Source organism: Nocardia beijingensis NBRC 16342 (assembly GCF_001612785.1).
In the GTDB taxonomy this organism is placed as follows: domain Bacteria; phylum Actinomycetota; class Actinomycetes; order Mycobacteriales; family Mycobacteriaceae; genus Nocardia; species Nocardia beijingensis.
Window position 1 is genome coordinate 63,325 of record NZ_BDBC01000039.1, and the last position, 25,788, is coordinate 89,112.

Genomic DNA, 25,788 nt, shown 5'->3' on the forward strand with positions numbered 1-25,788 from the left:
CGAGTGGGCACATGCCCATTTACAGTGGGCGCATGCCCACTATACCTTCGCCGGAGCAAACGCCGCACCGGCAACGGCAGATCGCGGAGTCGTTCGGGGTGGATGCCGAACGCTACGACCGGACCCGGCCCAGCTATCCCGAAGCCCTGGTCGAGCACATCGTTTCCGCCAGTCCCGGACGCGCGGTCCTGGACGTCGGCTGCGGCACCGGCGTCGAGGCCAGGCAGTTCCAGGCAGCCGGTTGCACGGTGCTCGGCGTCGAGCCCGATGCGCGGATGGCGGAATTCGCGCGGCGTGAGGGTCTCGAGGTCGATGTGACCACCTTCGAAGCCTGGAACAGCGGAGGCCGCGTGTTCGACGCGGTGATCGCGGCAACGGCTTGGCACTGGGTCGATCCGGTCGCGGGGGCGGTGAAGGCGGCGGAGGTCCTGCGCCCCCGAGGCGTGCTGTCCGCGTTCTGGCATGTGTTCCAGCTCCCGGACGAAGTGGCCGAAGCGTACGGCGCGGTGTATCGGCGCGTAATGCCGGACTCGCCGTTTCCCCTGCAAGCCGGCACCCGAGCCGCGGCGATGTACCGGCCGATCCTGGACAAGACAGCCGAAGGAATCCGGCAGACCGGCCGCTTCGACGAACCTCTGGAATCGACTTTCCCGTGGGAGCGGACCTACACCCGGGACGAGTGGCTCGATCAACTTCCCACGCACGGCTCGCTGACCCGTCTTCCGCAGGACAAGCTCACGCGAGTGCTCGACGGCGTCGGCGCGGCGATCGACGCGCTGGGCGGCAGTTTCACCCTGCCCTACACGACGGTCGCGATCACCGCGACCCGCTCCGGCACACCCTGACCCACCGCGATTCCTCGGCTGCCGGTCGCGCGGCGGATGCGGGTTGCTCCGACAGCTGGCGCCGTCGCGACGGGTGGCCGCTCGGCGTCCGCCGCGAGCGATAGGACTCGCTCTTCAGCATCCCGACCGCGCTAGCGCTGTGGCGGAAGGGCTGTCGATCCGCGCGCTCGGCGTTCGTCGGCTCGGCGGTCGGCCCACAAGCGGTCGGCGTCGCCCGCGGTGATCCGGCCGCGGTAGACGTCGATCTTGTGGTCGATGAGTGCCAGATTGTCGTGCAGCTCGGCGATTTTCGCGGCCACCTCGGCGCGATGCGCCTCCATGAGGGCGAGCCGTTCGTGTTCGTTGCCGCGGCCCGCGGCGACGAGTTCGGCGTAGCGGCGGATGGTTTTGATGGGCATGCCGGTGGCTCGCAGCCTGGTGCAGACGGTGATCCAGTCCAGATCCAGTTGGTGGTAGCGCCGCCTGCCGCCGGCCGCGCGGTCGATCGGGGTGACGACCAGGCCGGCGCGTTCGTAATAGCGCAAGGTGTGCACGCTGACCCCCGTCCGCCGGGCGGCCTCGGCGATGCTCATCCCTTCGTGGGGACGGTCGGATTCCGGCTGCGGCTTGACTTCGAGCACGCTCTAAAACCTAGCGTCCGTGCCCATGACGACAACACTGATCACCGGAGCGAACAAAGGTCTCGGTTTCGAGGCCGCCCGCAGGCTCGTCGCCGCGGGCCACCGCGTCTACCTGGGCAGCCGGGACGCCGAGCGGGGGCGCCGCGCCGCCGAGCGGTTGGGCGCGCGGACCGTCCAGCTCGACGTCACCGACGACGCGTCCGTGGCGGCCGCGGTCGCGGTCGTCGAAGCCGACGGCGGCCTGGACGTGCTGGTCAACAACGCGGGCGTCGCGGCGGAATGGACCGCGGCGGGCACCGTGACCGGCGCAGCGGAACTCACCGCCGACCTGATGCGGCAGACCTTCGAGACGAACGTCTTCGGCACGGTACGCGTGCTGCACGCGTTCCTGCCCTTGCTGGGGCGTTCCACCGCGCCGGTGGTGGTGAACGTCAGCAGCGGGCTGGCCTCACTGACCCGGATCAGCACCCCCGGTAGCCCGGCGTACGCCTACCCGGGCGTCGCCTACCCGGCATCGAAGACCGCGGTCAACGCGATCACGGTGCAGTATGCGAAGGCATTTCCGAATATGCGGATCAACGCGGTGGAGCCCGGCTTCACCAAGACCGACCTGAACGGGAACACCGGCGTGCAGAGCGTGGAGCAAGGCGCGGAGATCATCGTGCGGATGGCGCAGCTGGGCCAGGACGGTCCCACCGGGGCTTACGTCGCGGCCGACGGCGTCCTGCCCTGGTAGCGGGATCGGCCGTGACGGCGGGGCGCGCGCGGACGCGGACTGCATAGTCCGCGTCGCGCCGGGCAGTCCCGATACGAGTCGCCACCGCGCCGAACGGAGGGCTCCGCAATGGACCTGTCCATCACATTCGTCGGCAACGCCACGACCTTGCTCTCCTACGGCGAGATCACGCTGCTGACCGATCCGAATTTCCTGCACCGGGGGCAGCACGCCTACCTGGGATACGGCTTGCTGTCCAAGCGGCTGCGCGAACCCGCCCTGACGATCGACGAGCTGCCGCCCATCTCCGCCGTCGTGCTGTCGCACATGCACGGCGACCATTGGGACCGCACCACCCAGCGCGACCTCGATCACTCCCTGCCGATCCGCACCACGCCGCACGCCGCCGAGCGGTTGCGCCGCCGCGGCTTCGCCGCCGCGAAGGGTCTGCGCACCTGGCACAGCGACCAGATCTCCAGCGGTGGGCACAGGGTGCGGATCACGTCGCTGCCGGGCCGTCACGCCCCGACCTGGACTTGGCGCCTGTTGCCGCCGGTGATGGGAACCATGCTGGAATTCGGGCCCAGCGCAGGCCCGCCCGAGCGCCGGATCTACCTCTCGGGCGACACCTTGCTGGTCGCGGAACTCGCGCAGATACCGGTTCGATTCGACGACATCGATGCGGGCGTGCTGCACCTGGGCGGCACGCGGCTGCCCGCCGGAGCGCGCCTGCCGTTCGGGCTGACCGTGACCATGGACGGTCGTCAAGGCACCGGCCTCGTCGACCTGCTGCGGCTTCCCCGGGTTGTGCCGGTGCACTACGACGACTACACCGTCTTCGCCTCTCCGCTGAGCGATTTCCAGGCGCAGATGCAGCGACGCGGGTGGGGTGATCGCATCGTGCAGGTTCCCCGCGGCGAAACGGTCACGTTGTGAAATCCGATCGGCGTGCGGAATCGCCGACCGGTAGTCGCGGTCAGGGTGCGAAGGATGCGCCGATCGGCTCACCCGCCGCGGGGGAACGGATCGCGTGTGCTCGCGCGATGACTTCCGTCAGCCCGTACGCGTTGATGATGGGTATCCCATAGCGTTCTTCGAACCTGGCGCGCAGGTCGGCTCCGGCCGGCGCCGCGCAGCACAGAGCGAAACGCACCGACGAGGTGTCCGGGCGCGTCCGGCCGGGCAAATCGGACAGCGCCGCGTACAGGTTCGGCAACCCGGACGAGTAGGTGGGCCGGGTTCGCTCGATCCGTTCCAGGAACGCCGCCGGGTCGAGCGGGCCCGCCATGGTGGCGTGGCCCCCGGCGGCCAACGGCGACAGCGCGCCGATCACGAGGCCGCAGATATGCCGTATCGGCAGGGTCGACAAGCTGTGGTCGGCGTCGGTGAGGACGAAGACCTCGATCACCAACCGGCACATGGCCTCGAGGTTCCGGTGGTCGAGCAGTGCCCGCTTGCCACCGCCGTAGGTGATCAGCGCCAGCGCCTCTCCGCCGGGCCGCGCGGCGGGGGTGCGGTCGCGTTCCGCCGCGCCGAGTGCCACGGCGACCGGGACCACCCGGACCGAGGAACAGATCGCCGCCGGGCGCTCGTGGACGATGACGACCTCGCACTCCGCGTCGGCTACCCGCCGACCGACTTCCTCGTCGGAGGCCATCGGATCGATCACGGCGGCCGTCGCGCCCAGGCGCCAGATCGCGAACAGCGACACCACCAGGTCGACGGCGCCGGGCAGCACGGTGGCGACGACATCGCCGGTCGCGACGCCGGCGCCGCGCAGGCAGGCCGCGGCCCGCTGGACGGCGGCCAGGAATTCGCTGTTGGTCAGCTCGGCGCTGTCGGCGGCAAGGGCCCGCGCGTGCGGGGCGGCAACAGCGCGACGGTCCGGGAGGGTGGAAAGCGTCATGCGATGTCCTCAGCAACGGCGGAGTGGTTCGATGACAACGGTAGGAAGCAGCGCTCGGCTCGCCACCGTCGTACAACGATCAATTTCACCGCCCGCCTTGTCGCCGGAAGACAACATCCGCCGCCGCGGTCGCGGCCGAGTAATACGATCGGCTGGTGACGAGTTCTCGTCGCAACGGTGAAGCCGACATCGACCGTTGTGTCGCGATGATCACCGACCGCATGAACGAGCGGGTGCGGGAGATCAGCGCGAGCATCCATAGCGCGCTCGAGGGAGAGATACCCGAGCTGCGCGCGGATGTCCACACCGTGGAGCTGATGGGGGCCAGTGTGCAGGGCAATGTCGACACCATGCTGCACGCGCTGCGCCACGACATTCCCGTCGCACGCACCCACCTGCCCTCGGCCGCGACCGAGTACACCAGGCGGCTGGCCCGGCGCGGCGTCCCGCTCAATACCCTGGTGCGCGCCTATCACCTCGGACAGCGGCGGGCGACCGAGCTGGTGTTCGCCGAACTGCAAGCCGCCGACGTGGCGCCTGCCGATCGGTTCCTCGTGGGCCAAGCCATCGCCACCAGGCTGTTCCGGTATCTCGACCAGATGATCCAGCAAGTGGTCGCGGTCTATGAAGGTGAGCGCGAGCAGTGGTTGGACACCCGCAACAGTGTGCGCGCGCTGGGTGTGCGCGAGCTGCTGACGGGCAAGAAGCCGGTCGACGTCGACAGCGCCACCGAGCAGATCAGTTATCCACTGCGCTGGCATCACTTGGCGCTCGTCGTCTGGTATCCCGGCGCGCAATCCCACGGTGACGAACTCGGCGAGCTGCAACGGTTCGTCCGTGGGTCGGCCGAGACGGCGGCGACCTCCGCGCGCCCGCTGTTCGTCCCCGACGATCAGCTCAGCGGCTGCGCGTGGCTGCCCTACCGTTCGGCGCGGCCCGAAGCCGTCGCCGAGATCCGTGGTTTCGCGACCGCGCGAAGCGACGCCCCGAGCGTGGCGATCGGCACCATGGCGCCCGGCCTGTCGGGGTTCCGCCGATCTCATCGCCTGGCCCAGGACGCGCGTTCGGTCGCGCTCGCGCGGGGAGACGCCGGACACCGCGTGGTCGCGGCCGACGACCCGGGATTGTCGGTGGCGGCGCTGCTCGACGGCAGCACCGCCGAAGTCCGGGAGTGGGTCGTCGACGTGCTGGGCGACCTGGCCTCCGATACCGACAACGACGCGCGGCTGCGCGACACACTGCGGGTCTTCCTGCGCACCGGATCGAGTTACAAAGCCGCCTCCGCGGAGCTCGACCTCCACTCCAATTCGGTGAAATACCGCGTGGGGCGCGCGATTTCGCGACGCGGCAGGCCCATCGGCGACGACCGGCTCGACGTCGAGCTCGCACTGCTCATCTGCCAGTGGTACGGACCGGCGATACGGCGACCCGATCCGGCGTGACACCACCGGACAACGGGCCGCGCCGTTCGGTGACAGCCGGACGGTATAGGCGCGATCCCACCTGCCGACCCAGGGCGGTGACGCTGATTCCCGCAGGGGTGGTCCGCTCCGTCCCGCGCGGTCGAGAACCGATCAGGAATCGAGAAGCGCTGGTCAGCGGGCTACCGCTACGTTGGACGCGAGCCGTTCGGACACCGAGGAGGACGAATGAACTGGGACAGACGGGTACGGCGGGCGCACCGGTGGCTGGCCGTCATCTTCACGGCGAGCGTCGTCGTCACCGTGGTCGCCTTGGCATTGCGGGGCCCCGTGTGGTTCTCCTACGTGCCGCTGCCCCCGCTCGCCTTGCTGCTCTTCTCCGGTCTCGGCGTCTTCGGGTCGTCGTGGGCGGCCAGGCGGCGCGGCCGGGCTGCCGGGAACACCGCGTCGCGACAGGTCGTGCCCGCGCCGCGGGTCCGGCAGCTGCATCGCTGGTCGGGCATCGGCTTCGTCGTGACCGTGCTCGCCACCTTCGTCGCTCTGGCGCAGGAGGAGCCGGTCGTCTGGGTGTCCTACCTGCCGCTGGTGCCGCTCGCTCTGCTGCTGTTCTCCGGCCTGTACATGCTGGTGCTTCCGCTCGCCCTCGAGCGTCGGCGCGCCCGCCGGGTCGCCACGTCCTAGCCGCCCTCCGGCGCGTCGCGGGCAGCGATATCGTCGGAGCATGCGATCCCGGCCCTTGACTTTGATCCAGGACGACCTCGTCGACTACGACAAGGCCATGGAACGGATGGGAGAACTGGTCGACCGGCGCCACAGCGGCGAGCGGCCGGACACCCTGTGGCTGCTGAGCCATCCGCCGGTCTACACCATCGGGCGGAAGACGCCCCGAGAGCACCTGCCCGACCCCGCCCACGACATCCCGGTCGTGCAGACCACCCGCGGGGGCCAGCTCACCTATCACGGGCCCGGCCAGCTGGTCGGCTATCTCGTCGTCCGGCTCGACGCAGGCGAAGGGGTGGTGGACTACATCCGTGAGGTCGAGTACCGCCTGATCGAGGCGCTCGGCCGGTTGGGCGTTCCCGCCGAACGCCGCGACACTCCGCCCGGCTCCGCACTGCTCACCGGCGTGTGGACCCGCGACACCGGCCGCAAGATCGTCTCCATCGGCATGCGCCAGAGCCGAGGGATCACCAGTCACGGCTTCGCCCTCAACGTGAACGGCGACCTCGAGCCCTGGCGCTGGGCCGTCGCCTGCGGGCTCCCCGACGTCGACATGACCTCCGTGGCGCGCGAATCCGGCGCGACCACCATGGAGCATGTGCGCTCGATCGTCGCCACCGCTTTCGAAGCGAGCTGAACCGGCCCGCATCCACTGCGCGGCGACCCGCTGACCGCACATGTGCGTGTGCCCGCGGGCAGACACCCCTCAGGCGCAGGCCACGGGGATCAGCCGGGCCGCGGTGTCGAGGGCGCGGCGACCGCTGACCGCACGTGTGCGTACACCTGCGGGCAGACACCCCTCAGGCGCGGGCAGCGGGGATCAGCCGGGCTCGCGGTGTCAAGGTGCGCATGCCCCTCTTCACGACGGTGGCGTAGGCGGCGGTGGCGGCTCGATCGGTCGGTCGTAGCGGGATGTTCAGCAGCTCGCGGGTTCGCTGGTGCAGCAGTGTGCGGACCGCGAAATCCGGGAGCGCGCGGGGAACCCAGGTGTCGGGGCGCAGCAGTTCCGGGGCGAGCTTGTCGCCGTGCGGGGTGACGGCGAGTTCGGTGGCGCACACCGATTTCAGATAGTCGTCGAAATCCGCCCAGGTTCGCGGCATGTGCCGCGCCGAGATGCCGTAGCGCCGGTACCACTCACAGCATTCGGCGTAGAGCGTCTCCTTCTCGTCGAGAGTCAGTGGGCGGTCGAAGGTTTCGATCGCCGTGTAGAGCGTGTCGACATAGGTGGCGTGCTGGAAGAAGAACAGCTCGGGGGTCAGGCCGCTGTAGCGTCTGCCCCGGCTGTCCACGCCGTGCACCACTCCGTGCCCGTACAGAATCGCCGGATGCGGATCGCACAGCGTGTACGCCAGATAGATCATGCGCGACACGGTGCGTTTCTTGTGCGCCCACAGGCTGCTCGGCGCGTGTGCGACGATGGCCGCCGCGACGGACGGGTGCAGGATCTGCAACCCGACCGCACGCGGCAGGCTCAGGGCGAAGCGGCGATCGCCGAGATACCGCCCGAGAAGCGAATCCCGTTCGAGCGGAGCGGATTTCATTCCCGCAGCCTTACCCGCGCCACGACCGGCGCCAGCAGTCGAGGCGCCCACCAGTTCGCGGTGCCCGCTATCCGCATGGCGGCGGGGACCAGGATGGTGCGCACGAGCGCGGCGTCGAGGACCACGGCCAGGGCCAAGCCGACGCCAAGGGCGCGCATGATCGACACTTCGCTCGTCGCGATGCCGACGAACACCACGGCCATCAGCAGCGCGGCGGCCGTGACCACCCGGCCGGAGCGGGCGAGGCCGACGGCCACGGCGGTGTCGGCGTCGGCGCGGGTACCCGGAGAACGTTCCCATTCCTCCGTGAAGCGGGAGAGCAGGAACACCTCGTAGTCCATCGACAGGCCGAAGGCCACGCAGAACAGCAGCACCGGGACGGTGGCGACGGTGTAACCGGTGGCGGTCGTGCCGAGGCAGGCGAGATGACCCTCCTGGAAGACCCACACCAGTGCGCCGAACGTGGCGCTCAGCGAAAGAGTATTCAGCACAAGGGCTTTCAGCGGCAGAACGATGCTGCCGGTGAGCAGGAACAGCAGCAGCGCGGTGGTCACGACGATCCACGGCAACGCGACGACGAAACCGCGGGAGATGCCCGCCGAGGTGTCGGCGGTCTGCTGCGCCAGTCCGCCGACGAGGACGTCGCCGGGCGCGTCGACGGCGCGGATCGCGTCGAGCTGGTCGCGGCCCTCGTCGGAATACGGGTTCAGCGCCGTCGCGACGGTCAGGTGCGTGGAACCGTCGGACCCGGCTCGTCCATCGGCCGGGCCCGCCGCCGAACCCGCCACGTAGACCCCGGCGGGACCGCTCACCGCGGTGACGCCGGCGACCCGGGACAAGCCCGCCGCGTACTCACCGAGCCGCTCGGCCCGCGCCCCGGTGACCACGATGTGCACGGTGCCGGTGATGTTCTGGTCGAACCCGTCCCGGATGCGGTCGCCGACCTGCCTCGACTGCGCGTCGGTGGCGAGCACCCGATCGTCGGGCAGGCCGACTCGCAGGTCGAGCACCGGCGATCCGGCCAGCAGCAACAGCGCGAGCACCGGCAGCGCGGCCAGCAGCGGACGCCGCTGCACCGCGCGCGCCACCCGGTAGAGCCGCGTGCTCTCGGCGGGAACGGCCTCGCGCGGGGGCTTGCGATTCATGCGGGGGCCGAACAGGGCCAGCAGCGCGGGCACGCAGGTGAGCGCCAGCAGGATGGACAGGACGACGACGGCGACGCCCGCGTAGCCGATGGAGCGCAAGAAGGCCATCGGGAAGAACCACAGGCCGACCAGGGCGGTGCCGACGATGACGCCGGAGAACACCACCGCCCGCCCGCCGTGGCGCATGGCCGAGGACAACGCCTGTTCGTGCGGCAGGCCGCGGCTGATCTCCTCCCGGTAGCGGCCGATCAGCAGCAGCGAGTAGTCGATCGCCAGCGCCAGGCCGAGGGCGGTGGTGGTGTTGAGCGCGAAGATCGACAACTCGGTGAGAAAGGTGAGCGCGAACAGCACCGCGGTGGTGCCGACGATCGCGAGCACGCCGACCACCACCGGCACGGCGGCGGCGATCACGCTGCGCAGGAACAGCACCAGCAGCAGGAAGGTCAGCGGCACGGCGATCGCCTCGGCGAGCACGAGGTCGCGCGAAGCGACGGCGTTGATCTCCTCGAACGCCATCGCCTGTCCGCCCGCGAGCACGGCGACGCCCTCCCGGTCGCCGGTGTGGCGATCGGCGAGGTCGTGCGCGGCGCGCTGGGCGGTGTCGTCGTCGCCGTCCAGGCCCGCGATCACCAGACCGGTGCGGTGGTCCCGGCTGACCAGAGCCGCGCCGGTGGGCTCCAGCCACGACGTCACGGTGCTCACCCGGTCGTCCTGACGCAGATCGCTGACGATCCGTTCGGCGGCGGCGCGCCCCGCGGGCGAGTCCGCGCCGCTGGGTGCGTCCACGGCGAAGATCAGTTGCATGGGCGAGACGCCGTGCTCGGCGGCCAGCACATCGGCGGCGTGCGCGGATTCGGCGCCCGGGTCGACGAACCCGCCTGAAGTCAGCCGGTCGGTCACCAGCCCGCCCAGCGAACCGAAGACGAGAAAGGCGACGCCCGCGACGACGAGGACCACTTTCGGTGCCCGCGCGCAGATCTCGGCGACGCGGGCGATCACTCCGGTCGCGCCCGCGGCGGTGTCGGTGTCGGCGGAAGTCGTCATTTCCCCTCCACGGCGGGCAGCCACCACACGGGAGTGACCTTGTGCCCGGCTCCGATCTCGATCGGCGGATGCGACTGCCAGCCCAATATCTCGCACATCTGGACCACGTCCGAGGACTTGGCTTCGCCGTAGCCGGGCAGGCCCTTGGCCCGCGCCACCCGCATGACGCGCTTGAGCAGCGCCGCGCCGCCGCCGAGCGTTCGCGCGCCGACGTACCAGAAGTAGAAGTGCGGTTCGGTGGGGTGCGCGGCCTCCACCTTGGACAACATGGTCGCCATCAGCACGGTGCGCGGCAGGCCGAGCAGCACGATGGCGGGCAACCGCAGCAGCCAGACCCACAGCGGGAACCGGGGTCCGGTGCGCTCGTAGGCGATGAGCACGGCCGAGGGCGACTGGTCGGCGTCGAACGTGGCCTGTAGATACCCGCCGAGGCGCGCGCAGATCTCCACCTCGCCGCGGAAGAACCAGTACAGCGCCTTCGCCGCGCGGGCGGGCCGCTTCGGGCGCACGTCCTGCCAGATCGCGTCGTCGGTGAAGGCGTCGGCCAGTACCCGGGCGGCGGCGGCCCGCTGGTGCCTGGCGACGTTCGACGGCATCGTCACGGTGGTCATCTCAGCCTTTCTGCTCACGGTTCACCCGTGGGCGCCCTGGTAGAGGGCGTCGAACTTCTCCCCGCCCGCAGGTCGGCCGAGGGCGGTCAAATACAACGTCTGCCTGCCCGCGGGCAGCGCGCGGTTCCAGTACTCGGGAGCCAGTCCCCCGACCCCGGTGACGCCCGCTCCGTGCCGGGCGGCGAGGAGGTAGAGCACCTGTCCGACGACTCCGGTGCCGAGCAGCAGCGCTTGCCGGTCGGCGTCGATGGTCGAGTCGTCCTCGCCGGCGGGGGCGCTGAAGACGACGAACGCCTCCGCGCCGAGCAGGTGCTCCTGTCCGGCCAAGCCGGTCAGCAGGTCACCGGGCGGCAGTGCCGTTCCGCCGCGCGCTCGCCCGACCGGGTGCATCGTCGGCATCGGCAATCCCAGGCGGCTCAGCGCGATCGCGGCGATCTCGCGGGCGCTCGCGACCACGGCGTCGAGGTCGTAGCCGGGCGGTGTGGCGGTGCCGAAGGCCGCGGCCGAGCGGCGGATCGGGATGAACCGGGCCAGATTGCCGGGCAACTCGCCCGCACGGTCGAAGAACACCGGCCGCGGTGGTCCAGGCGGCCGCAGGCGATCGGCCCACTGCTCGAATTCGTTGCGGCCCATCTGCACTCGGGGCTTGGAGGTGGAGACCAACCGCCAGCCGTCGGCTTCCCCGTCGTGCGGCACGAAGGCACGGACCAGTCCGGCGGCGAGCACGTCACCCGCGACGCCGCCCGCCCCGGTGCCGGGCAGCCCGTCGGCGAAGCGATCGGCCGCACTGTCGTCTCGGTCCAGCAGCGCCAAGGAGAACAGGGCGTGACCGGCGTCGATGAGATGGTAGAGATAACCGCGGGCGCCGTATTTGCGCATGGACAGCCAGGGCCGCCCGACCAACAGGCACAGATAGTCCTCGGCGTCGGTGCCGAACTCGGTGTCCGCGCGCACCACCAACTGCTTGCGAGCGGGGTCGAGCAGCGCGATCGCGCCGGATTCCGGTTCCACCAAGAGGATCTCGTACGGGTACGTCGCTCCGGCCGAAGGCACGAACCGCGACCGACCGTCGCGGCGGCGGCCGATCAACCGGTCCACATGACCGACCGCGCCCGCCACCGGACCGGTGAGCGGTTCGATGCCGACGGTCTGCGGCAGCGGAGGATGGATCACATCGCCCCAGGCCAGGGCGGCTCCGGCTATCCGCACGTCAGCTCCATTCCGCGGTCTCCGGGTGCGCGCGGCGCACCCGCCTGCGGGTGTGTTCCCAGTAGGAGCGCACCGAGAGGTCGGCGAAGATGTAGTCGCGCTTGGCGGCGACGTCGAGGGGATTGGAGATCGAGAACGGCCGTCCGCTGGCCAGCGCGTCGAGCTGGAGCCGGCAGGCGCGCTCTAGCATCAGCGCGAACACCACCGCGTGGCGCACGCTGCGACCGACCACCACGCTGCCGTGGTTGACCAGGAACACCCCGACCCCGTCGGCCAGGGTCTTGGCGATCGCCTCGCCGACGTCGAGGGTGAGCACGGTGTTGCTGGTGTCGTGGAACCGGTGCACTTCGCCGCCGAGCAGCGCGCCCTCATGGCTGAGCGGCGCCAGCTCGGCGTCGAGCGCGCCGAAGACCAGGCTCGCCGGGGCGTGACTGTGCACGATGCCCGCGACGTCCGGGCGGGCGGCGTAGATCGCTTGGTGCAACGGGAGTTCGGGAGGCGCCTGCGCGTCCGGCGGCTCGGCCGCGTCCACCGCCGCGTCGACGAAATCGGCGGGGGTGGCCTCGTCGAAACCGACCAGCGCGCCCTTGATGGCGAAGCGGTCCTGACCCGGCCTGCGGACCGAGATCTGTCCCTGGTTGAAGTCGTCGTGCCCGCCGGACGACAGTGCTCGCGCACCGATCGCCGCTTGGATCACCAACGGGGAAGTCATAGCGTCCTCACAGTCGTGCCGCGATGGCGTTGCGCTGGATCTGATTGGTGCCCTGGATGATCTGCAGGAGTTTCGCTTCCCGCATCCACCGCTCCGCCGCCTCGCCCGGTAAGTAGGCCGAGGCGCCGAGGACCTGCACGGCGTCGGTGGTCACTCGCATGGCGGTGTCGGTGGCGAAGAGTTTCGCCTGGGCGGCGAGCAGCCCGGCCTCGGGTCCGCCCGCGTCGATCTCCGCGCAGGCGCGGTGCAGCAGCTGGCGGGCGGCGGCGAGCTGGGTGGACATGTCGGCGAGCAGATGACCGACGGCCTGATGCCGGATGATCGGCACGCCGAACTGGATACGCGACTTCGCGTAGGCGGTCGCGCGCCGCAGCGCCGCGGCGGCGAGCCCCACCGCGCACGCCGCCAAGCCGACCCGGCCTTGGGTGAACATGTCGTCGGCCACCCGCGCGCCGCGGTTCACCCGGCCGAGCACGCGTTCGACGGGCACCGCCACCCCGTCGAAGACGACGTCGGCGCTGGGCAGCGCGGCGGCGCTGTGCTTGCGCGCCGCGGGCGCGACGGTGACGCCCTCGGCGGCGGCGTCGACGGCGAAGCAGGTCAAGCCGCCGAGTCCGGCGTCGCTGGTGCGCGCGTACACGATGAACACGCCCGCCACCGGAGCATGCCCGGCCCAGGTCTTCGTGCCGTGCAAGCGGAATTCGTCGCCGGTACGTTCGGCGCGCAACTCGATGGCGGACATGTCCGATCCGGCCGCGGCTTCGCTCACGCAGTTGGCGCCGAGCATCCGGCCTTCGGTCAGCGCGGACACCAGCTCGTCCCGCACTCGCGGTCGCGCGTGCCTGGCCAGGGTGAGGGCGACGAGCGTTTGCAGATGCACCGATTCGGCTAGGGCGAGCCAGTTCTCGGCGACGACCTCCACGTTCGCGCAGAACGCGCGCACCGCGCCCGCGCGTCCCGCGATCACCGGCTCGGCCAAGCCGGTCGCCATGACCCGGCGGAACAGTTCCGCCGGGAACCGGCCCGCGCGCTCGTACTCGTCCACCATCTCGGCGCAGCCGCCGAGCAGATCGCGCAGCGGTTCCGCGTCCTGCGCCGACGGCTCGGAGGTGGCTCCGAGCAGCTCCGCGGCCGCCCCGCTCATGCCGGCACTCCCGCGAGTTCGGCGAACGCCTCGGCCGCCGTGTACCGGCCGGGGCTCGCTTGCTCGAGCCACGCCGCCAAACCGAGCGCCGCGGTGGCGGGCCCGCCCAGGTCGCGGACACGGTGGCTCAGTTCCCAGCTCTCCCCGGCCGACGCGATCACCACGTGGTGGTCGCTGACCGGCATGCCGTAGCGCTGCACGAGCACCGCCGCGTCGTCCGGCAGCAGAGCGGCCAGGTTGGTCGCGGTCGCCGATGGCGCGTCGAGCTTGGTGGTGGGATGGCGGTCCAGGACGGTGAACTCGGCGTCCGGGACCAGCGCGACGGCCAAACGAGCCGCGAGTTCCACCGCCCGCGCCTGCACCCAGTGCAACGGGCTGAGATTCGCGGCGATCATGACCGGAACCCGTTGCGCTAGAACGGAAAGCGTGTCCTCCGCGCTACCGGGCCGACCCGACACGCACGACAGCAACGCCGCCCCGGTCCGCGCGCAGTACCCGGCCACCGCGTCGAGCGCCGCCGGCCTGCTGGCGTCGATCACCACACCCGGCGCTGTTTCGCCGACCGTCCACCCGGCGGAGCGCGCGGTGGTCACCACCGGCACCCCGGCTCGCTCGCACGCGGCGACCACGGCCCGGCCGAGGCGGCCGGTCGCGCCGATCACCGCCACCGGACGATCAGGCGTCCCCGACACCCTGGTTCCTCAGATAGGCCACGATCGCGGCGACCGTGCGCAGGTGGTCGAGGTCGTTCTCCAGGTCGATCTCCACGCCGTAGCGGATCTCCAGCGCGTCCACCAATCGCAGGAACGACAGCGAGGTCATCCCCGCTTCGGCGAAGGTCTGCTCGGAGCGCTGCGCGCTGTCGGCGTCGAGCGTGCCGTCGGTCGCGGTCGCCACCAGATCGGCGACCGCACTCGTGAGCGAATCCTGCACTACGTCGGACATCAGCGGCCTCCCGTGACCGGTTGCTGGAATGTGTGCATGAGCAGCTCGCGCACCGCCGCGGCCTTGACCTTGCCGGTGGCGCCGCGGGGCAGTTCCCGCACCGTGACGAGCACCTCGGGCACCTTGTAGTCGGCGAGGCGTTCGCGCAGGAACCCACGCAGCTTCGCCGCGTCGAGCGGCGCGCGGGTCTGCACGGCGGCGCCGACGCAGTCGCGGCCGGTGGGCGTCGTCAGGGCCAGCACCCGGCAATCGGTGACGTCGGGGTGCGCGGCGATGGCGTCGCTGACCGATTCGACGGTGAATTTGCGTCCGCCGATGTTCAGCACCGGCTGGGCCCGGCCGCCGAGGAACAGCTCGCCGCCGGTCACGGAGCCCGTGTCGGAGGTGACGTAGCTGCCGTCGGCGGCGATCGCGCGCTCGAATTCTCCCGGATAGTTCAGGTACCGGGTGCCCATCGACGCCGTGCGCACGTGCAGCACCTCGACACCGTCGGCGCCGGGCCTGGATTCGACGCTCACCCCGGGCAGGAGCATGCCGTTGCCCTCCGGCCGGGTGCCGTCGGCGAAGGTGACGGGCCCGGTCTCGGCGATGCCGTAGTAATCCGAGATCGGCCCCGACAGCGCCGCCACGTGCGCCGCGACCGACGCCGACAGCGGCGCCGCCGACGACAACCGCAATCGGATGCCGCGCAACGCTTCCCGGGTTTCTTCCGGCAGCGCCGCGGCGGTGTAGTCGGTGAACCGTTCGTAGGCGGCGGGGAACGCCACCAGGATGCTCGGGCGCAGCGCCGTGACGTGGCGCATGATCGCGCCGCCGCTCGGCATCCCGCCCGGCAGGGCCAGGCTCGCGCCGGTGAGCAGGCTCGGCATCAGTGTGGTGTTGAACGCGAGGCCGTTGTAGCAGCCCGCGAAGCACAGGCTCAGATCGTCGCGGGTCAGCCGCGCCGCGCCCGCCCACGTCCCCGCCGCGTCGAGCACGGCGCGGGCGGAGAACTCGATGCAAGCGGGAGCGCGGGTCGAACCGGAGGTCAGCCGCCCCAGCTCGGTGTCGGCGGCCAGGGCGGGACGCGCACCGGTGCAACCGGTCGCCTCCGCCACCGAGCGATCGTCGAGTGCGACCACCCCGGCGGAGTCGTCGCCGGTCGGCGCGTGGACGACGGCATCGATGCCGCAACCGCGCACCAGCGTGTCGATCTCGGCCCGCCCCAGGCTCGGGTCCGCCAGGATCGGCAGGTCCGCCCGCGACCACACGGCCAGCAGGGTGGCGATGTAGTCCGGATGATTGGCCAGGGCAAGCAGGATCCGGCTGCCGCCGCGCGGCGCGACCGCGTCCAGGAGATCGGCTCGGCGCTCGGCGTCCGCGCGCAGTCCGGCGAACGTGCGCGTCTCCCGCAGGGTGAGCACCCTGGCGTCGGGTGCGGCGTCCATCGCGGCGACCAGGGCCTCGTAGATCCGGGTCGGGCGCGCGTCCGCGCTCATGCCGGTCCGCCGAATTCGATGTCCGGCCCGAACAAGCCCCGCAGGATCTCGGTGGTGTTGGTGCGCAACGCCCGTTCGGCCAATGGATCGAGCATGTCGGCCAGTGACGGGATGCCGAGGTCGACGACGGCGTCGAACCGCACCGTCACCGCGTCGTCCTGCGGCGTCACTCGCCACGCGCCGTCGAAACGCGCGAGATCACCGGTGATCTGCTCGAACGACAAGGTGCGGGCGACGTCGTCGACCACGTCGCGCTCGGTCCACTGCAGCAGCCCGTTGCGGAACCACACCGACCAGCTGCTGACCTGGGCGCCGTGCGGGTCGACGTCGAGGGTGATGTCGCGGACGACGTCGGCGTGCTGGGCATAGGAAGGGAAGTCACGCAGGCGCGCGAACACCACGTCGGGATCGATGTCGCGCACGGTCGCCCGCACGGCCACGGAACGCTCGGCCATCAGACCATCACCTCGCTGCGCTCGGGCGCGGTCTCGGCCAGGTTCTCGCGGGCGATCACGGTGCGGTAGGTGGTCCGCATGACCTCTTCGGCTTCGGCCACCGAATAGGCCTGCGGCGCACCGGGAAGCGCGCCCAGCGAGGTCGGCATCGGCTCGGGCTGGAACAGCGCGGCCAGAGTGGTCATCAAATTCGCCATTTTCGTCTTCTCGGAGGGTCGCAGATCGTCGAAGAAGGCCGGTTTGAGCAGACGCTGGAAGATCTCGGGATCGACGCGGCGTGGACTGCGGTGCGGCAGGCCGTACTCCGCGGCGGTCTCGTCGAAGATCTCCAGCAGGCGCTGCGCGGTGATCGCGGCGGGGCCGATGGTCGCCCACGCGAGTTCCGGCGCGGTCCGCGCCTCGACCACGGCCGCGATCACTCCGGCCACCACGTCGCACGGCACCAGGTCGTAGCGCGCTTGCGCCGTGCACAGGAACAGCGGCACCGAGCCACGCAGCATCGCACGCGAGATACTGTGCACGCCTTGATATTCGGTGATCGCGCCGGTTTTCGAATGTCCGCCGATCGCGGAGGGGCGCACGATGGTGTACGGCAGGCCGCTGTCGCGCACCGCCGCCTCCCCGGCCCGTTTGGCCACGAGATACTCGCCGGGACGCAACGTGGCGTGACCGCCGGTGATGTCCTCCGGCAGATCCAGATCGACGAACGCGGTGCTCACGTGCACCACCCGCGCCGAGGCGCGCGCGGCCAGATCCAGCACCCGCTGGGTGCCGACGACGTTCACCGCGTGGAGTTTCTCGGGTCCGGCGGCGAAGTCGACGTTCGCCGCGCAGTGCACGACGAGATCGAGTCCGTCCAGCACCATGTCGGTGCCGCGGGCGTCGAGCCCGAGACCGGGTGCGGTGAGGTCGCCGCGCACCACGGCGTCGGCGCCCGCGACGGGGCGGCTGTGGGTGAGCGCCACGACTTCGTGCCGGGCGCCGAGCATCCGCAGCAGCGGCACTCCGACGACACCGGCGCCGCCGGTGACGAAGATCTTCACTACTTCTCCTCGCAGAAGGTCAGATCGCGTGGGCCGCGAGGCGCACGCATGCTTTCTCGAAGGCCTCGAGCAGCCATGCCTCGTCGAGTGGCTGCAGCGTGGCCGGTGGGGTCAGACGCAGCACCGGTCCCGCGTTGAGCGAGTGGTTGACGATCACCCGCGCGTCGAGCATCTCCAGCAGGAACTCGCCCGCCAGCCCGGCGTCGGCGAATTCCAGGCCGAAAAGCGTTCCGGCGCCGCGAATGTCGATCAGCTGACGCGGGCAGGTGCGGTCACGGATCTCGGTGAGGCCTGTACGCAGCCGGTCTCCGATCCGCGCGGAGGCCGCGACCAGGTCCTCTTCCCGCAGCACCGCCAGCGTCGCCGCCGCGGCGGCCATGCCGAGCGGGGCCGCGGAGAAGGTGGAGGTGTGCAGGCACAAGTCGGCGTCGAAGGCCGCGTAGGCCGCTTCGGTGGCGATCGCGGCCGACACCGGCAGCACGCCGCCGCCGAGACTCTTGCCGACGAGCAGCACATCGGGGGTGATCTGCTCGATCTCGCCACGCCACCAGGTACCGGTCCGGCCGAGCCCGGTCATGATCTCGTCGAGCACCAGCATCGCGCCGCGTTCGCGGCACAGCCGCTGCACCCGCGCCAGGTATCCGGTGGGCGGCACGATCACCCCGCCTTCGCCCTGGATCGGCTCGAGCACCACACACGCGTCCGAACCGTCGGGGCCCAGCGCCTCGTCCAGCGCGGCCGCGTCGCCGTAGGGCACTCGCGCCGCACCGTGCAGCAGACCGCGGAACGGCGCCTGGTAGGTGTCGTTGGCGGTCAGCGACAGCGAACCGATGGTCTTGCCGTGGTAGCCGCCCGCCGCGCCGATCAACCGCGTGCGTCCCTGGATCGCGGCCATCTTCAGCGCCGCCTCGGTGGCCTCGGTGCCCGCGCCGGCGAAGTACACCTTGGTCAGCCCGGCCGGGGCGACCTCGGCCAGCGCCGCCGCCGCGCCCGCCGCCGCGGCTTCGAGCAAGCCGCGGGTGCCGACCGGATGGCGACCGAGTTGTTCGGTCACCGCGTCCACCACCCGCGGGTGCCTGGCGCCGAGCAGGAAGACGCCGTAGCCGCCGCAATTGAGGAATTCGCGGCCGTCGGTGGTCCACAGCCGCGCCCCTTCGGAGCGATGCTCCACCAGTCCGCCGAGCAGGCTGCCCAGTTGCGCGCGCGCCCTGCCCAGATGCTTCCGAGTTTGTTCCAGAACCACGAATTCCGTTGTCATACAAGACTTTCCGGGTCATGATGAGGGCGCCCCGCACACCCCCTGAGGACATGAGAGACACTAAGATTCAGCCTCTCAGAACGTCAACTCGAACCAGCCGCCCGACGCACTGAACGATTGACCATCAAGGCCGGGAGCTGCCCCGTTGTGACCGGCTGTGGCATGGCCCACAACCGCAGGTCACAGCAACTTCGGCGGCGCGGAGCAGCCGAACCGGCGCCGCACCGCGATCAGCCGCCCTTATGCGTTACCGGACGTATCCCAAATTCGACGAGCCGCAGTACTGGCGGACCACGAAATCCGCGCGTCGATTCGCGCGCGGCGCACGAGCTGTGAAGAATGCTCGCAATCACGAAATTAATTGTCCGCCTGGGGATAACGCGCCATATGGAGCGGACGCGACGACTGGAGAAATAGCGGTGGTACTGCTGTGGGTGGTGATCGTTGCGATCGTCGTGGTTCTGCTCGGCGGTGCGGCCGCGGCGATGGTGTGGGATCCGAATTCCCGCCGGAAAACCAGGGCGGCCGAGCGGGTCGTCCCGCCGCCGCTGACGGCCGTGCCATCGGCGTATGACGGTTGGCCGCGCCGGTCTTGACACTTCGCTCGGACACGAGCCGTTCCGTCTGTCCACCGAGCCGCCCTGCGGCAGGCCCGCAGTGTTGCCAAACGGTTGCCGACCGTTGAGCATTTCGGCATCCCCGGCGCGTGCCCACCGGGTACGGTGCGGAGGAAGAGCGCTGCGCCGAGCCTTGGCAGGCGTCCGCGTGCGGCACTGGCACCGATGATCCCGAGACGACGGAGGTGCGGCGGTGACAGGCACGGAAACAACGCAGTGGCCGGCGTTGCTCGTCGATGACTGGACTCCCACGCGGGAGACGCTGCACATGTGGACGCAGATCGTCGGCAAGATCAGGCTGGCGCACGCTCCGCTGGTCAACCACTGGTGGCAGGTCACCTTCTATGTCAGCCCGAGGGGCCTGACCACCTCCGCCATCGCGCACCCGGCGGGATGCTTCGACGCCGAGTTCGACTTTCTCGATCACCGGCTGCACATCCGGTCCAGCGACGGCCGGACCCGGCAGGTCGCGCTGGAACCCAAGCCGGTGGCCGACTTCTACGGCGAAGCCCTGGCCGCATTCGGTGAACTGGGGATTCCGGTGCGAATTCAGGCCAGCCCCAACGAGGTCGAGCCCGCCATCCCGTTCGCCGACGACTACGAGCATCGTTCCTACGACGCCGCGGCCGCGACCTTGTTCTGGCGGCAGCTGCTCGCCGCCGACCGGGTCATGCACCAGTTCCGCGCGCGCTTCATCGGGAAAGTGAGTCCGGTGCACTTCTTCTGGGGTGCGATGGATTTGGCGTGCACCCGATTTTCCGGGCGGACGGCTCCGCGGCACCGGGGTGGCGCGCCCAACTGCGGCGACTGGGTCATGGTCGAGGGCTATTCGCACGAACTGAGCAGCTGCGGCTTCTGGCCCGGCGGCGGGGCCGAGGGCGCCTTCTACGCCTACGCGTACCCGGAACCAGACGGATTCGCCGAGCACCGAGTCGGCCCGGAAGAAGCCTTCTACAGCCGGGACAACGGCCAGTTCCTGCTGCCGTACGAGGCGGTTCGCACCGCGGCGTCGCCGGAGCGCGCGCTGCTGGAATTCCTCGAGACCACCTACACGGCCGCGGCAGACCTCGGCCACTGGGACCGCGCCGCGTTGGAGGCCGACCCGGAGCGATGGAAACACAAGCGCCGAGCGCACGAGACGGACATGCCACGGCCGCCGGGCGAGTGATCCGGTTTCGTCTCCCGCTCGGCGCCCCAGCGGGGGCTCGAGGTCCGGCTCGACAGTCCGTGCGCCTCCGAGAGAAAGCCAGAGTCGAGTTACCTGTTCAACGGCACGTTGTTCAGGTAAGGCGCGTCAGATGGTCGGAGGCACCACTTCGACCCCGTTTGACCTGCGTGGATGGCGTCTCCGGGCCCTGAACTTCCCAGCAATGGGAATTCACTGTCGAGCGATCCACCAATCAATGTATCGTTATATGACGGCACGTTAATCGACGGGATGAACATTATGCACAACACGAGGAAGCGCGTGACAGTGCGTCGAGTGGTGGCCTCGGCGCTGATCGGTGGGGCGGTTGTCGTTGCGGCGGCGGTCGCTTCGCCCGAACCCACGGTGACCACCACCGCGGACCGCTACTCGCACAACCCGGCCGACAAGCGCGGTTCCGGCGTGGGCGAGCGCGCCCGCAGCAGCAACCACGGTGGCTACCAAGGACGCAACGAGCGCCCGTGCCAGTACACCCCTGAGGGTTACTGCACCGGAGGACGCTAGCTGCACGCGGCGTCCGGCACATCGCCAGGGCGGCCCGAAAGGGCCGCCCTTCCGCGTGCCATCAGTCCTGCGCCGGACCGTAGGCGAGATGGACGACGCCGTTGGCGTAGACCTCGTGCTCTTTCAGCGCGAGTTTGGTCGCGTCGACGCCGTCGCTCCACAGGCGCTTGCCCTTGCCCAGCGCGATCGGGTAGACGAACAGGTGCAGATCGTCCACCAGGCCGTCCGCGAGCAGCGCCCGCACCAGCGTGCCGCTGCCGCTGATGTAGACGACGCCGTCGGTCTCGTCCTTCAGCTTGCGGATGACCTCCGGGTCGTAGGCGCCGATACGGGTGCTGTTGGCCCACTCCACCTGCGGCTCCCGCGCACCGACGACGTACTTGGGCGTGTCGTTGAAGAACGGCGCGCCGGGGTCGTCCTCGACGGTGCGGGTGGACCAGGCCGGTGCGAACATCTCGAAGGTGTACCGACCCAGCAAGATCGCCTTCGACGCCGAGGTGATCGCGCCGAGCGTCTCCCCCATCTTCGGGTCGAACCCGAACTCGAAGGTCCACGACGGGTCCTCGTAGACGCCGTCGAGAGCGATGAACTCGTGAACCGCGATGGTTCCCATGGGTGTCGTCCTTTCCTCGGATGCGGTCGCCGGATGCGGGCGGTTCCGCTGTCGGCAACGACTCTGCCGCTGCCGCCTTACGGTTTGTTTACGGTCGGTCCACCACCTTCGGGCGGACCCGGTCTCGACGTTGCTTTCTACCGCACGAACGGCGTTCCGGCCCGTGCCTCGCGCAACGCGCACGCCCACCACATGAGCTGGTCGAGCGCGGCGTCGGTGGCCTCGTCGAGTTCGGCGTCGCGGCGCGGCCAGCCGCCGTCGCTCGCGAAACGCTGCCAGACCTTGGTGATCGTGACGGTGCGGCGGATGAGCACCGCGTTCAGTTCGCCGAAGACCGGACGCAACTGGGCGGCGGCGTGACCGCCGTCGGCGTCGCGGCCGTATCCCACGACCGTGACCGGTTTGGCGGCCCACTCCTCGTCGAACCAGTCGACGGCATGCTTCACCGCGGCCGGAAAGCTCCGGTTGTACTCGGGAATGACCAGGAGGAACGCGTCTGCGGCGGCCAGCCGCGCACCGAGCGCGCCGACCTCGGGCGGTGGCGGCTCGTCGGGATCGGTCAATTGTCCGGGCAGCGCGACCGCGGCGAGATCGATCCGGTCCACGTCCATGTCGCGGCGGCGGCCGAGCCGTCCGGCGAACCAGTCCGCCACCGTCGGGCCGAAACGGCCTGCCCGGGTGCTGCCCACGATCAGCGCCACCCGTATCCGGCCGTGGCCGGTCATCGCGTGTGCTCCGACGCCGGACCGGCGTTCGGCTCCGCGCGACGGCCGGCGGTGAGCGCGTCATCCGCGAGTCGCGACCGGCCGGGCGCTCCGTCCTGCGGCCCGCGCGATTCGTTCGCGCGGGCAGGCGTCCGCGCGGTGGAGGCCGCACCGCGGACGTTCCGAAGTGCGGTAGTCGTGACGAGTGACATGTCGGGCTCCCTTCCACGAGTTCGGTGTACGGCTTTCTCACTGTGGGCCCGCCACCTTCCGATTTGTTTGCGGTCGCCCTCCCCCACCGCTCGCATAGGCTGCCCCCATGCGTTTCGGGGTGCTGGGTCCGTTGACGGTCTGGACGGACGCCGGGGCCGTCGTGCCGATCCCGGGGGCCAAGGTGCGGGCGCTGCTGGCCGACCTGCTGGTCACACCCGGTCAACCGGTGTCCGGCGATCGGCTGATCGACGACATCTGGACCGATGACCCGCCCGGCAATCCGGCGGGCACGCTGGCGGCGAAGGCCTCGCAACTGCGCAGGGCGCTGGAGGACGCCGAACCCGGCGGCCGGGACCTGGTGGTGTCACCGCCGCCCGGGTACCGCCTGATCGCCTCCGCCATCGACGCGCAGGAGTTCCGCGCCCTCGTGGCGTCCGCGCGGGCGACGACCGACACCACCGAGCGGGTCCGGGCGCTCGCCGCGGCGGTCGCGCTGTGGCGCGGGCCCGCGTTCGCCGATTTCCGGGACGCGCCTTTCGCCCAGCCCGCCATCGCGCAGCTCGAAGAGCAGCGCTTGGTGGCGGTGGAGGAGCTGGCGGAGGCGCGGCTCGTGCTCGGCGAGTACCGCGAGGTGGCGGGCGAACTCACCGGATTCGTGACGGCGCATCCGCTGCGTGAGCGGCTGCGCGCGGCGCACCTGCGCGCGCTGTACGGCTCGGGAAGGCAGGCCGAGGCGCTGGACGGTTACGAGGACCTGCGCAGACGCCTCGCCGACGAACTCGGCATCGACCCGAGCCCGGACCTGGTGGCGCTACAGCGCGCGATCCTGGCACAGGATCTGCCGCTCGCCGCGCCCGCGGAGATCGTGGTCGCCCGGCGGCGCAGCTCCAACATCCCGGCGCAGCGCACCGAGTTGATCGGCCGCGACACCGACCTCGCGCAGCTGTGCGACGCCGTCGAGAACGCCCGGCTGGTCACGCTCACCGGGCCCGGCGGCGTGGGTAAGACGCGCTTGTCGCTCGCCGCCGCGGCGGCGCTGACCCGCCGCTTCGGCCACGGCGCCTGGCTGATGGAACTGGCCACGCTGCCACCGACCACGACCGACGGCGCGACGTTCCTCGCCGACGCCGTGGCCGGTGTGCTCGGCATCCGCGCCGCCGACGGCGCCGACAGCACCGCGTCGCTGTGCGAAGCGCTGGCCGACCAGGAACTGCTGCTCGTGCTGGACAACTGCGAGCACGTGGTGGATCACGCCGCCGATCTGGCGGAGGCGCTGCTCGCCGCGGCCCCTCGGCTGCGCATCCTGGCCACCAGTCGCGAACCGCTGCGCCTGCCCGGTGAGGACATCGTCGCGCTGCAACCCCTCGATGTGCCCGCCAGGGACGCGACCTTCGATGAGATCGCCCGAGCCGGGGCGGTGCGGCTGTTCGTGTCCAGGGCGCGGGCGGTCGCCCGCGATTTCGTGCTCGACGCGGGCACCGCCGCGCCGGTCGCGACGCTGTGCCGCAGGCTCGACGGCATACCGCTGGCGCTGGAACTCGCCGCCACCCGCGTGCGCGCGCTGGGCGTGCACGAGATCGTCGCCCGTCTCGACGACCGGTTCAAGCTGCTGGCCACCGGGCATCGCGGCGTGCCGCCGCGCCAGCAGACGCTGGCGGCGATGATCGACTGGAGCTGGGGACTGCTGGACGCGACCGAGCAAGCCGTGCTGCGCAGACTGGCGGTGCATACGAGCGGCTGCACCCTGGCTGCGGCGGAAGCGGTGTGCTCGGCGGGCGCCGAGCCGGTGGTGGACGCCTCGCTCGTCGCCGACGTCATCGGCAGGCTGGTCGACCGATCGCTGGTGCACCGGGCGGGACGGCGCTACCGCCTGCTGGAATCGGTGGCCGCGTTCAGTCTCGACCGGCTGGCCGAGGCGGGCGAGTTCGACGCGGCGCACCTGGCGCACCATCGGTATCACCTGGCGCTGGCCGAGCGCGCCGAGCCCGAGCTGTACGGCGCCGACCAGCGTCGCTGGTTGCGCAGGCTGGATGACGAATCGGCCGAGCTGCGCGCGGCGCTGGACGGTTTCGTGCGCGCGGGCGACGCGGACCGGGCCCTGCGGCTGGTGAACGCGCTCGCCTGGTACTGGCAGTTGCGCGGTAGGCCGACCGAGGCCAGGCGCCGGCTGGAGGCGGCGCTCGCGCTCGGCGGCTCGCCGCGGCACCGGGCGCGGGCGCTGGCGTGGAGTGTCGGATTCGCTTTCCAGCAAGGCGATTTCGAGGACGGTCCGGCCAAGCGCGCGGCGGTGTTCGCCGTGTACGACACGGTCGACGATCCGGCCGGGCGGGCGCGCGCGGAACTGTTCCTCGGATTGTCCGCGCTGGACTCCGGTGACGTGCAGGAGCTGGAAACGCTCCTGCGCAAGGCTCTTCCGGTCTGCGCGGAGCTCGGCGACCGATGGGGAGTGGCCTGCGGGCATGTGGCGCTGGCCAAGTCCGCCCACAACCGGGTGGACCTCCCGGCGCTGGAGCGGCACGCCCGCACGGCCGCGCGGTTGTTCGCCGAACTCGACGACCGCTGGGGCAGGCTCCAGGCCGCCGAATGGCTCGGCGGCCTGGCCGAACTCACCGGCGACCTGCCCTCCGCCGCCGCCATCCACGCCGAAGCGCTCGGCTTGGCGCAGGAGCTGGAGCTGTGGGGGCAGGCGTGCACCCATCTGTGCTGGCTGGGCTGGATCGCCATGCAGCACACCGACTTCGGCCGGGCACGGGCGCTCGCCGAGCAGGCACAGCGCATCGCGGCCGAGCACGGGTACGAAGCGGGCCGATTGTTCGCCGCCCTCGTGCTCGCGTTCACCGCGCGGCGCGACGGCCGCTCCGGTACCGCCGAGCGGATACTGCGTGAGCTGCTGGCGCTCCCGCTGGCCGCGGGCGAGGAGACTCCGCTGTTCCTGCCGATGCTGCAAGTCGAGCTGGGCTACATCCTGGAACAGCGGGGAGAGCCCGGCGCTGCGTTCGAGCTGTATCTGACCGCGTTCGACGGCGCGCAACGCATCGGCGCACCGCGCGACACCGCCTTCGCGCTGGCCGCGCTGGCTTCGGCGCTGACCGAGCTGCACCAGCCGATAGATCGGAAG

Annotated in this window: 25 protein-coding genes; 9 read left to right on the forward strand and 16 right to left on the reverse strand. The window is 70.8% G+C overall.

Going from position 1 to position 25,788, the window contains the following annotated elements; translation table 11 throughout:
* Positions 1-11: 11 nt before the first annotated feature.
* Positions 12-845: a class I SAM-dependent methyltransferase gene (locus tag NB3_RS22090; protein WP_084823564.1), complete on the forward strand. Its 834-nt coding sequence runs from the start codon at positions 12-14 to the stop codon at positions 843-845.
* A gap of 131 nt (positions 846-976) precedes the next feature.
* Here the strand turns inward: NB3_RS22090 and NB3_RS22095 are convergent, their stop codons facing one another.
* Positions 977-1,465, reverse strand: a complete 489-nt coding sequence (locus tag NB3_RS22095; RefSeq protein ID WP_067806678.1) for a MerR family transcriptional regulator — start codon at positions 1,463-1,465, stop codon at positions 977-979.
* Between the two features lie 25 nt (positions 1,466-1,490).
* On the opposite strand from NB3_RS22095, the gene NB3_RS22100 reads away from it, so the two are divergent.
* Positions 1,491-2,201, forward strand: coding sequence for an SDR family NAD(P)-dependent oxidoreductase (locus NB3_RS22100; RefSeq protein WP_067806681.1), 711 nt, complete (start codon positions 1,491-1,493; stop codon positions 2,199-2,201).
* Between the two features lie 108 nt (positions 2,202-2,309).
* Complete coding sequence (locus NB3_RS22105) at positions 2,310-3,116, forward strand: MBL fold metallo-hydrolase (protein ID WP_067806684.1); 807 nt, start codon at positions 2,310-2,312, stop codon at positions 3,114-3,116.
* A gap of 40 nt (positions 3,117-3,156) precedes the next feature.
* On the opposite strand, the gene NB3_RS22110 is transcribed toward NB3_RS22105, so the two are convergent.
* Positions 3,157-4,086 (reverse strand): class I adenylate-forming enzyme family protein, encoded by a 930-nt coding sequence (locus NB3_RS22110; RefSeq protein ID WP_067806687.1) that lies wholly within the window; start codon positions 4,084-4,086, stop codon positions 3,157-3,159.
* A gap of 155 nt (positions 4,087-4,241) precedes the next feature.
* Between NB3_RS22110 and NB3_RS22115 the strand changes: the two genes are divergently transcribed.
* The 3 genes from NB3_RS22115 to lipB all read left to right on the forward strand — a co-directional run bounded on the left by NB3_RS22115 (position 4,242) and on the right by lipB (position 6,864).
* Positions 4,242-5,528, forward strand: a complete 1,287-nt coding sequence (locus NB3_RS22115; protein WP_244892026.1) for a PucR family transcriptional regulator — start codon at positions 4,242-4,244, stop codon at positions 5,526-5,528.
* Between the two features lie 207 nt (positions 5,529-5,735).
* Positions 5,736-6,188, forward strand: coding sequence for a hypothetical protein (locus tag NB3_RS35655; protein ID WP_169810734.1), 453 nt, complete (start codon positions 5,736-5,738; stop codon positions 6,186-6,188).
* A gap of 40 nt (positions 6,189-6,228) precedes the next feature.
* Positions 6,229-6,864: a lipoyl(octanoyl) transferase LipB gene (lipB, locus tag NB3_RS22125; protein ID WP_067806693.1), complete on the forward strand. Its 636-nt coding sequence runs from the start codon at positions 6,229-6,231 to the stop codon at positions 6,862-6,864.
* A gap of 163 nt (positions 6,865-7,027) precedes the next feature.
* On the opposite strand, the gene NB3_RS22130 is transcribed toward lipB, so the two are convergent.
* Genes NB3_RS22130 through NB3_RS22185 form a run of 12 tightly spaced genes read right to left on the reverse strand, consistent with a single transcriptional unit; the run spans position 7,028 to position 18,812 of the window.
* A complete protein-coding gene (locus tag NB3_RS22130; RefSeq protein WP_067806696.1) occupies positions 7,028-7,768 on the reverse strand; it encodes an oxygenase MpaB family protein in 741 nt (246 codons plus the stop codon).
* Positions 7,765-9,957: an MMPL family transporter gene (locus tag NB3_RS22135; protein WP_084823565.1), complete on the reverse strand. Its 2,193-nt coding sequence runs from the start codon at positions 9,955-9,957 to the stop codon at positions 7,765-7,767. Before NB3_RS22135 ends, NB3_RS22130 begins: the two co-directional genes overlap by 4 nt.
* Positions 9,954-10,568: a hypothetical protein gene (locus tag NB3_RS22140; protein ID WP_067806699.1), complete on the reverse strand. Its 615-nt coding sequence runs from the start codon at positions 10,566-10,568 to the stop codon at positions 9,954-9,956. The genes NB3_RS22135 and NB3_RS22140 overlap by 4 nt, the downstream gene beginning before the upstream one ends.
* Before the next feature lie 21 nt (positions 10,569-10,589).
* Positions 10,590-11,777 carry a nitroreductase family protein gene (locus NB3_RS22145; protein WP_067806702.1) on the reverse strand — a complete coding sequence of 396 codons (1,188 nt, stop codon included), beginning with the start codon at positions 11,775-11,777 and terminating at the stop codon, positions 10,590-10,592.
* Between the two features lies 1 nt (position 11,778).
* Positions 11,779-12,489: a class II aldolase/adducin family protein gene (locus NB3_RS22150; protein WP_067806706.1), complete on the reverse strand. Its 711-nt coding sequence runs from the start codon at positions 12,487-12,489 to the stop codon at positions 11,779-11,781.
* A 7-nt stretch (positions 12,490-12,496) separates the two neighbouring features.
* Complete coding sequence (locus NB3_RS22155) at positions 12,497-13,633, reverse strand: acyl-CoA dehydrogenase family protein (RefSeq protein WP_067806709.1); 1,137 nt, start codon at positions 13,631-13,633, stop codon at positions 12,497-12,499.
* Positions 13,630-14,325 carry a dihydrodipicolinate reductase C-terminal domain-containing protein gene (locus NB3_RS22160; RefSeq protein ID WP_084823566.1) on the reverse strand — a complete coding sequence of 232 codons (696 nt, stop codon included), beginning with the start codon at positions 14,323-14,325 and terminating at the stop codon, positions 13,630-13,632. The genes NB3_RS22155 and NB3_RS22160 overlap by 4 nt, the downstream gene beginning before the upstream one ends.
* Positions 14,309-14,578, reverse strand: coding sequence for an acyl carrier protein (locus NB3_RS22165; RefSeq protein ID WP_067806714.1), 270 nt, complete (start codon positions 14,576-14,578; stop codon positions 14,309-14,311). The genes NB3_RS22160 and NB3_RS22165 overlap by 17 nt, the downstream gene beginning before the upstream one ends.
* On the reverse strand, positions 14,578-16,056 hold the full coding sequence (locus NB3_RS22170) for a class I adenylate-forming enzyme family protein (protein ID WP_067806716.1): 1,479 nt from the start codon (positions 16,054-16,056) through the stop codon (positions 14,578-14,580). The genes NB3_RS22165 and NB3_RS22170 overlap by 1 nt, the downstream gene beginning before the upstream one ends.
* Positions 16,053-16,511, reverse strand: a complete 459-nt coding sequence (locus NB3_RS22175) for an SRPBCC family protein (protein ID WP_067806719.1) — start codon at positions 16,509-16,511, stop codon at positions 16,053-16,055. Before NB3_RS22175 ends, NB3_RS22170 begins: the two co-directional genes overlap by 4 nt.
* Positions 16,511-17,554 carry an SDR family oxidoreductase gene (locus tag NB3_RS22180; protein ID WP_067806722.1) on the reverse strand — a complete coding sequence of 348 codons (1,044 nt, stop codon included), beginning with the start codon at positions 17,552-17,554 and terminating at the stop codon, positions 16,511-16,513. The genes NB3_RS22175 and NB3_RS22180 overlap by 1 nt, the downstream gene beginning before the upstream one ends.
* 19 nt (positions 17,555-17,573) lie before the next feature.
* The gene (locus NB3_RS22185) at positions 17,574-18,812 is read right to left on the reverse strand and encodes an aspartate aminotransferase family protein (protein WP_067806725.1); all 1,239 of its coding nucleotides are present in this window, start codon (positions 18,810-18,812) and stop codon (positions 17,574-17,576) included.
* An 810-nt stretch (positions 18,813-19,622) separates the two neighbouring features.
* Here NB3_RS22185 and NB3_RS22190 point away from each other — a divergent pair.
* Together NB3_RS22190 and NB3_RS22195 are read left to right on the forward strand one after the other, a co-directional pair.
* Positions 19,623-20,597, forward strand: a complete 975-nt coding sequence (locus NB3_RS22190; RefSeq protein ID WP_067806728.1) for a DUF5996 family protein — start codon at positions 19,623-19,625, stop codon at positions 20,595-20,597.
* 300 nt (positions 20,598-20,897) lie between these two features.
* Positions 20,898-21,140 (forward strand): hypothetical protein, encoded by a 243-nt coding sequence (locus tag NB3_RS22195; RefSeq protein WP_157111944.1) that lies wholly within the window; start codon positions 20,898-20,900, stop codon positions 21,138-21,140.
* A 61-nt stretch (positions 21,141-21,201) separates the two neighbouring features.
* Here NB3_RS22195 and NB3_RS22200 read toward each other — a convergent pair whose 3' ends face one another.
* Positions 21,202-21,753 carry a dihydrofolate reductase family protein gene (locus NB3_RS22200; protein ID WP_067806733.1) on the reverse strand — a complete coding sequence of 184 codons (552 nt, stop codon included), beginning with the start codon at positions 21,751-21,753 and terminating at the stop codon, positions 21,202-21,204.
* A gap of 137 nt (positions 21,754-21,890) precedes the next feature.
* The gene (locus NB3_RS22205; protein WP_067806736.1) at positions 21,891-22,478 is read right to left on the reverse strand and encodes an NADPH-dependent FMN reductase; all 588 of its coding nucleotides are present in this window, start codon (positions 22,476-22,478) and stop codon (positions 21,891-21,893) included.
* A gap of 298 nt (positions 22,479-22,776) precedes the next feature.
* Between NB3_RS22205 and NB3_RS22215 the strand changes: the two genes are divergently transcribed.
* Positions 22,777-25,788, forward strand: a 3,012-nt coding sequence (locus NB3_RS22215; RefSeq protein WP_084823568.1) for an AfsR/SARP family transcriptional regulator, incomplete at its 3' end; no start/stop codon positions are given.